The organism is Streptomyces sp. NPDC111606, assembly GCF_055656945.1.
Map to the genome: position 1 here is coordinate 853,631 of NZ_JBVKBY010000002.1, position 10,175 is coordinate 863,805.

General features: G+C 70.4%; 8 protein-coding genes. 4 read left to right on the forward strand and 4 right to left on the reverse strand.

What is annotated here, in order from left to right; genetic code table 11:
* Positions 1-915 carry an NAD-dependent epimerase/dehydratase family protein gene (locus ACZ7M7_RS11750; protein ID WP_472115160.1) on the reverse strand — a complete coding sequence of 305 codons (915 nt, stop codon included), beginning with the start codon at positions 913-915 and terminating at the stop codon, positions 1-3.
* Positions 916-960: 45 nt separating this feature from the next.
* Here ACZ7M7_RS11750 and ACZ7M7_RS11755 point away from each other — a divergent pair, with 45 nt between their 5' ends.
* The 4 genes from ACZ7M7_RS11755 to ACZ7M7_RS11770 all read left to right on the forward strand — a co-directional run bounded on the left by ACZ7M7_RS11755 (position 961) and on the right by ACZ7M7_RS11770 (position 4,644).
* A complete protein-coding gene (locus ACZ7M7_RS11755; protein WP_383628645.1) occupies positions 961-1,479 on the forward strand; it encodes an Lrp/AsnC family transcriptional regulator in 519 nt (172 codons plus the stop codon).
* A 29-nt stretch (positions 1,480-1,508) separates the two neighbouring features.
* A complete protein-coding gene (locus tag ACZ7M7_RS11760) occupies positions 1,509-1,895 on the forward strand; it encodes a MerR family transcriptional regulator (RefSeq protein WP_369273485.1) in 387 nt (128 codons plus the stop codon).
* A 14-nt stretch (positions 1,896-1,909) separates the two neighbouring features.
* Complete coding sequence (locus ACZ7M7_RS11765; RefSeq protein WP_383615630.1) at positions 1,910-2,233, forward strand: thioredoxin family protein; 324 nt, start codon at positions 1,910-1,912, stop codon at positions 2,231-2,233.
* Positions 2,234-2,412: 179 nt separating this feature from the next.
* On the forward strand, positions 2,413-4,644 hold the full coding sequence (locus tag ACZ7M7_RS11770) for a HelD family protein (RefSeq protein ID WP_472115236.1): 2,232 nt from the start codon (positions 2,413-2,415) through the stop codon (positions 4,642-4,644).
* Between the two features lie 100 nt (positions 4,645-4,744).
* On the opposite strand, the gene glgB is transcribed toward ACZ7M7_RS11770, so the two are convergent.
* From glgB to treS, 3 genes are all read right to left on the reverse strand, one after another.
* On the reverse strand, positions 4,745-7,390 hold the full coding sequence (gene glgB / locus ACZ7M7_RS11775; protein WP_472115164.1) for a 1,4-alpha-glucan branching enzyme: 2,646 nt from the start codon (positions 7,388-7,390) through the stop codon (positions 4,745-4,747).
* Complete coding sequence (locus tag ACZ7M7_RS11780) at positions 7,387-8,853, reverse strand: maltokinase N-terminal cap-like domain-containing protein (RefSeq protein ID WP_472115167.1); 1,467 nt, start codon at positions 8,851-8,853, stop codon at positions 7,387-7,389. Before ACZ7M7_RS11780 ends, glgB begins: the two co-directional genes overlap by 4 nt.
* An 86-nt stretch (positions 8,854-8,939) precedes the next feature.
* Positions 8,940-10,175 (reverse strand): maltose alpha-D-glucosyltransferase (gene treS / locus ACZ7M7_RS11785; protein ID WP_472115170.1); only part of this gene is annotated, 1,236 nt, incomplete at its 5' end.

A 10,175-nucleotide genomic window follows, 5' to 3' on the forward strand; every position in this document is an offset into this window, starting at 1 on the left:
TCAGTCGACGTCCTTTCCGAGAGTCTCGGCGACGGCCTCGGGAAGCCACTGCCGGGCGTGTGTGAAGCGGAAACCGAGCCGGGTGGCACGGGAGTTGTCCATGCCGTAGGCGCGGGTGAAGGAGAAGGGGGAGACCTCGCCGACCTCGACCCGCCGGAAGACGGCCTCGCCGTTCGGGAGGTGCGCGGCGATGGCGGCGCACACCTCCTCGGTGGTCAGCAGGCCGTGGGAGGCGGCGTTGACCGGGCCGGTGAAGTCCTGGCCCACCGCCCAGAACAGGAAGTCGGCGATCTCCTCGACATGGATGTACGTCGCCGGGTGATTCACCACCGGCACGGCGATCGGTGTGCCGCTGCGGATGCGGCTCGCGTAGTGGGTCATACGGCCCGTGAAGTCGTCGTCCCCGCCCAGCACATGGGCGACCCGCACCGCCGCGCAGGGGAAGGCCGGGTCGGCGGCGAACACCGCTTCCGCCTGCCGCTTGCCCTCGCCGTAATGGGCATCGAGGAACTCCGGGTCGTCCCAGGGAAGTTCGAGGTCCACGGCCACATGCAGCGCGTCCACATCCGGCTCGCGCACGGGAGCGATCGAGTCCTCGTACTCGTACACCTCGACCGTCGACGTCAGTACGTAGCGACGCGTGCGGCCGGTGAGGACCCGGCGGGCGATCCCGGCCTGGCGCGGCGTGTAGCAGACCTGGTCGACCACGGCGTCGAACGTCCGCGAACCCAGGGCCGCCGTCAGGGACTTCTCGTCGTTCCGGTCGGCGACGAGGTGGACCGCGCCCGGGGGCGGCGCCGACGAGCCGCGATTGAGAACCGTCACCCGGTCCCCGGCGGCCAGCAGCCGCGCGATCAGCCGCTTGCCGAAATAGCGGTTGCCGCCGATGACCAGTACCTCTCGTGCCTGTCGCATGACCATAATTCTCCTGGCCCTGCACCGCGTCCTGAAGGGGAAGACATGGGAGATCAGGCCGCCGCGCCGAAAGAACCACGGCATCTGCGCCCAGCCGCCAACGAAACATCGGTGGCCTTCGACGCCCTGGACCGGCAGATCCTCGAACTGCTCCAGACCGACGGCCGGATCAAGCTGAGCGAGCTGGGCCGCCGGGTGCGCCTCAGCCCGGCAGCCGTCACCGAGCGGGTACGGCGGCTGGAGGCGGCGGGCGCGATCACCGGGTACGGCGCCCATGTCGCCGCCGCCCGGCTCGGCTACGGCATCCAGGCCTTCATCCGGGTCAACCCGCACGGCGGCTACACCCTGAGACACCCCCGCACCCTGGAACTGCTGGACCGCCCGGAGATCACCGAGGTCCACCACGTCGTCGGCGAGGACTGCTGGATCCTCAAGGTCGCCGTCGAGGACACCGCCCACCTGGAGGAGATCCTCGAACAGACCTCGGCGCTGGGCCGTACGACGACGTCGATCGTGCTGTCCTCCCCGGTGCGCAGAAAGCCTCTCCTGCCACGGTTGCCCTGACGTCGGCGTCAAGGATTACGTTCGTACGCATGCGAATCGGCGAGCTGGCCGCGCGGGCCGGGACCACGACGCGCACGTTGCGCTACTACGAGTCGCGGGGGCTGCTGCCCGCGCGACGGGGCGGCAACGGGTATCGGACGTACGACGAGAACGACCTGAAGCTGCTGCGGCAGATCAGGACGTTGCAGGACTTCGGGTTCGACCTGGAGGAGACCCGGCCCTTCGTGGAGTGTCTGCGGGCCGGGCACCCGGAGGGCGACTCGTGTCCCGCCTCGCTCGCGGTCTACCGGCGCAAGCTGGACGACCTCGACGCGCTGATCGGCGAGTTGCAGGCCGTGCGGGCCAAGATCGGGCTGCGGCTGGCGATGGCCGAGGGGGAACCACCGTTGTGCGAACTGGGAGGGCAGGAGCTGTGATCAAGGCGGCGGGCGTGGCCGAGGTGACGGACGCGGACTTCGAGGCGGAGGTGATCGGGGCGGAGCTGCCCGTGCTGGTGGAGTTCACCGCGGACTGGTGCCCGCCCTGCCGGCAGATGGGGCCGGTGCTCGCGGCCCTCGCCCGGGAGGAGGGCGACCGGCTGAAGGTGGTCCAGCTGGACGTGGACACCAACCCCGAGACCACCAACGCGTACAAGGTGCTGTCGATGCCGACGTTCATGGTCTTCCGGGGCGGTGAGCCCGTGAAGGCGATGGTGGGCGCCCGGCCCAAGCGGCGGCTGCTGGAGGAGCTGTCCGACGTGTTCGACGCGGACTGACCTCACGGACCGACCGCACTCCATACGAAGAAATCCCCCGAGCAATTGCGCTCGGGGGATTTCTTTCGTATATTCAATGGTTCGCGACTTCAGTGGAATTGAGTCGCGGAGAAGTTCAGTGAGCACAGTATATCCGGGCGGGAGCTGAATTGTCAAACACCGAATTCCAAGACGGTGAAATGCGGCGGGAGCAGGAATTCATCGACGGCCTGTACGCGCGCGTGGACCTGCTGCGCGGCGACACCGAGGACTCCGTCACGGACGCGCTCGGTCAGGGCAACACGCCGATGCAGGCCCGCCTGGAGCGGGACATCCTCGTCGCCGAGCGCTCGGGGCTGCTCGCCGCGCTGAACGCCGTGGACGGTTCGCTCTGCTTCGGCCGGATCGACCTGGCCTCGGGCACCACGCACCACATCGGCCGGATCGGCCTGCGCACCGACGACGCCGAGCGCACGCCGATCCTCATCGACTGGCGGGCGGACGTCGCCCGCCCCTTCTACCTGGCCACCGGCCACACCCCGATGGGGCTCAGGCGCCGGCGGCACATCACCACCAGCGGCCGTACGGTGTCCGCCCTGCACGACGAGATCCTCGACCTGGGGGACCAGGAGCGGACCGGCCACGAGGACCCGACCGGCGACGCCGTCCTGCTCGCCGCGCTCAACACCGCGCGCACCGGCCGTATGAACGACATCGTGCAGACCATCCAGGCCGAACAGGACGAGATCATCCGGGCGCCGCACCGCGGCGTGCTGGTGGTGGAGGGCGGTCCGGGCACCGGCAAGACGGCCGTCGCCCTGCACCGCGCCGCCTACCTCCTCTACGAACACCGGGAACTGCTCGCCAAGCGCGCCGTCCTGATCGTCGGCCCCAACCCCGCGTTCCTCGGCTACATCGGCGAGGTCCTGCCCTCGCTGGGTGAGACGGGTGTCCTGCTGGCCACCGTCGGTGAACTGTTCCCCGGCGTGAAGGCGACGGCTGCCGACACCCGGGAGGCGGCCGCGGTGAAGGGACGCGCCGGTATGGCGGACGTGCTCGCCGAGGTCGTACGGGACTGGCAGGCGCTGCCCGACCCGGTGATCGCGATCGAGCACGACCGCGAGATCCTGATGCTCGACGACGGCCTGGTGAAGGTGGCGCGCGAGAAGGCCCGTGCGGCGGGGCTGCCGCACAACGCGGCGCGGGAGCACTTCGAGGGCCACATCCTCAACACCCTCACCGAGCTGTACGCCGAGCGGGTCGGGACGGACCCCTTCGACGGTACGAATCTGCTGGACCCGAGCGACATCACACAGATCCGTGACGACATCGCCGAGAACCCCGAAGTCTGGGCCGCGATCGACCAGCTGTGGCCGCGGCTGACCCCGCAGCGACTGGTCGCGGACTTCCTCGCCGACCCCGTGGGCTACCTCCCCGACGAGGACGCGGACGCGATCCGCCGGCCCGTGACCCGGGCGTGGACGGTGGCGGACGTGCCGCTGCTGGACGAGGCCGCCGAACTGCTCGGCGAGGACGACCGGGTGAAGCGGGTGCTGGCCGAGCGGGAGCGGGAGACGCAGGTCGCCTACGCCCAGGGCGTGCTGGACGTCTCGTACGCCTCGCGCACCTATGAGTTCGAGGACAAGGACGAGGAGGACTCCGAGGTCCTGTCCGCGCACGACATCATCGACGCCGAGCGGTTCGCCGAACGCCACGAGGAGGACGACCACCGCAGCGCCGCCGAGCGCGCGGCGGCCGACCGGACCTGGGCGTTCGCGCACATCATCGTCGACGAGGCGCAGGAGTTGTCGCCGATGGCCTGGCGGCTGCTGATGCGGCGCAGCCCGACCCGCTCGATGACCCTGGTCGGCGATCCGGCCCAGACGGCCGAGGCGGCGGGCGTCGGCTCGTGGCAGAAGATCCTCCAGCCCTATGTCGAGGACCGCTGGGAGCACACCCGCCTCGGCGTCAACTACCGCACACCCGCCGAGATCATGGACGTCGCGGCGGCCGTGGTCCGTGCCGAGAACCCCGGCTTCGAGCCGCCGAGCTCGGTCCGTTCCACAGGGGTACGGCCCTGGGTGCGCGCGACCGACGACCTGCCGGACGCGGTCGCCAAGGCGATCGGGGAGCTGACCCCCGCCGAGGGCCGGCTCGCGGTCATCGCCCCGCGCCATCTGCACCGCAGGTTGGCGGCCCGCCTGGACGGGGTGACGGCCGGCGCGGAGCCCGACCTCACGCAGACCGTCGTACTCCTCGACCCGCGTCAGTCCAAGGGCCTGGAGTTCGACTCGGTACTGGTGGTGGAGCCGGGGCTGTACGGCACCAGCGACCTGTACGTGGCGCTCACCCGGGCCACCCAGCGGCTGGGAGTGCTGCACACGGGTTCGCTGCCGCCGGGCCTGGCCGAGGGCTTGTCGGCGTCCGGGTGACGGCACCCGCTCGCGCCGTGGCCGCCGGGGCGGACTGCGCGACCAACCGCCGCCTAGGGCTGGTCGCGCAGTTCCCCGCGCCCCTTCGGGGCGCCGCCGTCTAGGCCGGCCGCAGCCACACCGTCGCCAGTGGCGGCAGCGTCAGCCGGATGCTGGCCGACCGCCCGTGCCAACCCTGCGGCTCGGGCTTGACCGGATCAGGGTTGATGACATCGCCACCGCCGTATCGAGCCGCGTCCGTGTTCAGTGCCTCGTGCCACGCAGGCACATCGTCCGGCACCCCCAGCCGGTACTCGTGCCGCACGACGGGCGACAGATTGGACACCGCCAGCAGCGGAGCCCCCTCGGCGTCGTAGCGCAGGAACGCGAGCACGTTGTCGTCGGCGGCGTCCCCCACCACCCACCGGAACCCGGCCGGGTCGGTGTCCCGCTGCCACAGGGCCGGCGTGTGCCGGTAGACCATGTTCAGGTCGCGGACCAGATCCCGCACCCCGCGGTGGTCGGGCTCCGCCCCGTACGCCGGATCCAGCAGCCACCAGTCCGGCCCGTGCGCCTCCGACCACTCCGCCCCCTGCGCGAACTCCTGCCCCATGAAGAGCAGTTGCTTGCCCGGGTGGGCCCACATGAACCCGAGGTAGGCGCGCTGGTTGGCCCGCTGCTGCCACCAGTCGCCCGGCATCTTCGACACCAGCGACCGCTTGCCGTGCACGACCTCGTCATGGGAGATGGGCAGCACGTAGTTCTCGCTGTAGGCGTACACCATCGAGAACGTCATCTCGTTGTGGTGGTACTTGCGGTGGACGGGCTCCTTCGCCATGTACTCCAGCGAGTCGTGCATCCAGCCCATGTTCCACTTCAGCCCGAAGCCGAGACCCCCGAACCCACCCGGGCCCGCCACATGCGTCGGGCGCGTCACGCCGTCCCAGGCCGTGGATTCCTCCGCGATCGTCACGACCCCCGGCACCCGCCGGTACACCGTCGCGTTCATCTCCTGCAGGAACGCCACCGCGTCCAGGTTCTCCCGCCCGCCGTGCTCGTTCGGGACCCACTGCCCCGGCTCACGCGAGTAGTCGAGGTAGAGCATGGAGGCGACGGCGTCCACCCGCAGCCCGTCGATGTGGAACTCCTCGCACCAGTACGTCGCGTTGGCGACCAGGAAGTTGCGCACCTCGCGTCGGCCGAAGTCGAACTCCAGGGTGCCCCAGTCGGGGTGGGCGGACCGCAGCGGATCCTCGTGCTCGTACAGCGCACGCCCGTCGAACTCGGCGAGCGCCCAGTCGTCGCGCGGGAAGTGCGCCGGCACCCAGTCCATCAGGACACCGATGCCGGCCTGGTGCAGGCAGTCCACCAGGTACTTGAAGTCGTCGGGGGTGCCGAGCCGGGCCGTGGGTGCGTAGAAGCCGGTGACCTGGTAGCCCCAGGAGCCGCCGAAGGGATGCTCGGCGACCGGCATCAGCTCGACGTGGGTGAAGCCCAGGTCCTTGACGTACGCCGGCAGCTGCTCGGCGAGTTGCCGGTAGGTCAGCCCCGGACGCCAGGACGCCAGGTGGACCTCGTAGACCGAGAACGGCGCCTCGTGCGTCGGCACCGACCCGCGCCGTGCCAGCCACTGCGCGTCGCCCCACTCGTGCTGCGAGGCGTGCACGATCGACGACGTGTTGGGCGGGGCCTCCGTCCGGCGGGCCATGGGGTCGGCGCGCAGCGTCTTCGAGCCGTCGGGCCGGGTGATCTCGAACTTGTACAGCTCGCCCTCGCCGATGCCGGGCACGAACAGCTCCCAGACCCCGGTGCCGCCGAGCGAGCGCAACGGATGGCCCGTGCCGTCCCAGAAGTTGAAGGTGCCGGCCAGCGACACGCCCAGGGCGTTCGGCGCCCACACCGTGAACCGGGTTCCGGTCACGCCCTGGTGCGTCATCGGCTCGGCGCCGAGCGCCTTCCACAGCTCTTCGTGCCGGCCCTCGCCGATCAGATGCAGGTCGAGCTCGCCCAGTGCGGGCAGGAAACGGTACGCGTCCTCGGTCTCCTGCACCGAGCCCTCGTATCCCACCAGGAACTGGTAGCCCGCCGGCACCTCCAGCAGGGGCAGCAGCCCCGAGAAGAACCCCTCCCCGTCGTCGTGCAGCTCGGCCCGCAGGCTGCCCACGACGACCGTCACCGACAGGGCGAACGGCCTGAAAGCCCGGAAGGCGACACCGCCGGGCACCGGATGCGCGCCGAGGACGGAGTGCGGGGCGTGGTGGGTGCCGTTGAGGAGGCGGTCGCGGTCGGCCGCGTCGAGGGCGGGGGACACGGCCACGTCCGCGGGGGCGGCCGGGAGTTCGACCGGGACCGCTTTTTGGGCCGGGATCTTCTTGGGCGTCGTCTTCTGCGCGGGAATCCTCTTGGCGGAGGCCTTCTTCGCGGCCGTCTTCTTCGGGGTGTCCGTGCTCTTCGCGGCGGTGGTCTTCGCGCCCGCCTTCTTGGCCACGGCCTTCTTGGCGGCGGCCTTCTTTGCGGCCGTCTTCTTCGCCGGGGCTTTCTTCGCGGTCGCCTTCTTCGCCGCGTCCGCCTTCGCCGTGGCGGCCTTCTTCGTCGTCCCCTTCCTCATGGCGTCCGCGGCCTTCTCGGCGGCCTTGGCCGTCTTCGTGGTCGCCTTCTTCGCGACGCTCGTCTTCTCGGCGGCCTGCTCCTGGGCCTTCTCCACGGCCGGCTTCTCAGCCGTCTTGTCTGAATCCGAACCGCTGGAGGGAGTGGTGCGGGGGGTCACGGGCGAGGCCTCCTAGGCGCAGGTGGGGATGAGGGGATGGCGGGGGACGAGGTGTCGGCGCCCGCGGCCAGTCGGCTTATGGCGGACAGCGGTACCGGGAGCCAGTCGGGGCGGTGGCGGGCCTCGTAGACGACCTCGTAGATCGCCTTGTCGGTCTCGTACGCACGCAGCAGCACCGGATCGGTCCGCGGATCGGCGCCGCCGACCTGTGCGTATCCGGAGCAGTAGGCGGCCCGGCAGGTGTCGGCCCAGCCCGGTACTCGCGGGTCGGCCGAGTGGGCCGCGTAGTCGAAGGACCGCAGCATGCCCGCGACGTCCCGCACCGGTGGCTGTGGCATCCGCCGTTCGGCCAGCGGCTTCGACGGCTCGCCCTCGAAGTCGATCAGCCACCACTGCCCGCTGGGTGAGCGCAGGCACTGCCCGAGGTGCAGGTCGCCGTGGATGCGCTGGGCGGTCCAGGTGCAGCCCTCGGCGGCGAGGCCGGCCAGCGCCTCGAAGGCGGAGCGCAGGCCGGGCGCGTACGGCCGCAGCGCCGGCACCGCCTGCACGGCCGCGTCGAGCCGCTCGACCATGCCGTCGACCAGCTGCTGCACCTGCGTGTGCCCGAGGGTGACGGTCGGCAGCGTGCGGGCCAGCGCGGTGTGGACCTCGGCGGTCGCGCGCCCGAGCGCCCGTGCCGCGGACGCGAAGTCCTCGCCCTTGGCCAGCTCGCGCAGCGCCAGCTCCCAGCCGTCCGCGGCGCCCTGCACGAACGGCTGCAGCACGCCCAGCACATACGCCTCGTCCGCCGTTGCCGCCCCGGCGGGTGTCAGCTCCGCCCGGATCCACGCCGTCGGCGCGGGCACCCGGTCGCAGCCCTCGCGGGCCAGCGCCAAGGGAAGCTCCAGGTCGGGGTTGACGCCGGGCACGACTCGGCGCAGCAGCTTCAGGATGAACGTATCGCCGTAGACGACCGACGAGTTCGACTGTTCGGAGGTGACCAGGCGGGGCACCAGACCGGACCGGATCTCCTGGCTGTCGTCCCGCTCGAAGCGCAGGCCGCCGATCCGGGCTCCGGTGCGCAGCGCCTCGAGGAGCAGCTCGGTGGGACGGGTGTCGTACAGGGCGTCGTACACCGTGCGTCCGGCGAGCGGGCCGTCGGCCACGTGTCCGATCAGCGCGGGCGCCAGCCGGGGCGGCAGGGCCTCGCGCTCGCCTATCAACAGCTGGTAGCAGTCGGCGGGCTGCTCGGGTGCACCCGGCACCGGCGCGATGGCCTGATGCGCGCGCACGAGCAGGTGGTACAGGCCCAGCTTGCCGCCGGGCGGGAGCAGTTCGGTGGCCGCCACCAGTGAGAACCCGGTGACCGGACGGCCCTTGCCCGCGAACCAGCGCTGCCGTGGCAGCCACTCCCGCAGCAGGGGATCCAGCGAGGCGAGGAGACCTGGTGAGGTCGTGAGGGTGCGGGTGACGGCTTTCGACATGGCGTCACGTCCTTTCCCCGGGCCGGGCGGGGTGGTTACTGATGCGTGCCCCGGGCGGGGCGGGAGAAACCGCCCCGCCCGGGCTCTCAGGCGGCGTCCTTGCGCAACCGGAACCAGTAGAAGCCGTGGCCTCCGAGGGTCAGCAAGTACGGCAGTTCACCGATGGCCGGGAATCGCACCCCGCCGAACAGCTCGACCGGATGCCGCCCGTTGAACCTGCGCAGATCCAGCTCCGTCGGCTGCGCGAACCGCGAGAAGTTGTTCACACACAGCACGAGATCGTCCTCGTATTCGCGCAGGAAGGCGATCACGGCTGGATTCGACGACTGGAGTTCCGTGTAGGAGCCGAGCCCGAATGCCGGGTTCTGCTTGCGGATCTCGATCATGCGACGGGTCCAGTGCAGGAGAGAGGACGGCGAGGACATGGACGCCTCGACATTCGTCACCTGGTAGCCGTGGACCGGGTCCATGATGGTCGGCAGGTACAGCCGTCCCGGGTCGCACGAGGAGAATCCCGCGTTGCGGTCCGGCGTCCACTGCATCGGAGTCCGTACGGCGTCGCGGTCGCCGAGCCAGATGTTGTCGCCCATCCCGATCTCGTCGCCGTAGTACAGAATCGGCGAGCCGGGGAGCGACAGCAGCAGGGCGGTGAACAGCTCGATCTGGTTGCGGTCGTTGTCCAGCAGGGGCGCCAGTCGACGCCGGATTCCGATGTTGGCGCGCATGCGGGGGTCCTTGGCGTATTCCGCCCACATGTAGTCGCGTTCCTCGTCGGTGACCATTTCCAGGGTCAGCTCGTCGTGGTTGCGCAGGAAGATGCCCCACTGGCAGCCGGACGGGATGGCCGGGGTCTTGGCGAGGATTTCGGAGACCGGATAGCGGGATTCCCGTCGCACCGCCATGAAGATCCGCGGCATCACCGGGAAATGGAACGCCATATGGCACTCGTCGCCGCCGCCGGCGTAGTCGCCGAAGTAGTCGACGACGTCCTCCGGCCACTGGTTCGCCTCCGCGAGCAGCACCGTGTCCGGGTACTGCGCGTCGATCTCCTTCCGTACCCGCTTGAGGAGTTCGTGCGTCGCGGGAAGGTTCTCGCAGTTCGTGCCCTCCTCCGCGTACAGATACGGCACCGCGTCCAGCCGGAACCCGTCGATTCCCAGGTCCAGCCAGAACTTCAGCGCCGAGAGGATCTCCTCCTGCACGGCCGGGTTCTCGTAGTTCAGGTCCGGCTGGTGGGAGAAGAAGCGGTGGAAGAAGTACTGCTTGCGGACCGGGTCGAAGGTCCAGTTGGAGGCCTCGGTGTCGACGAAGATGATGCGGGC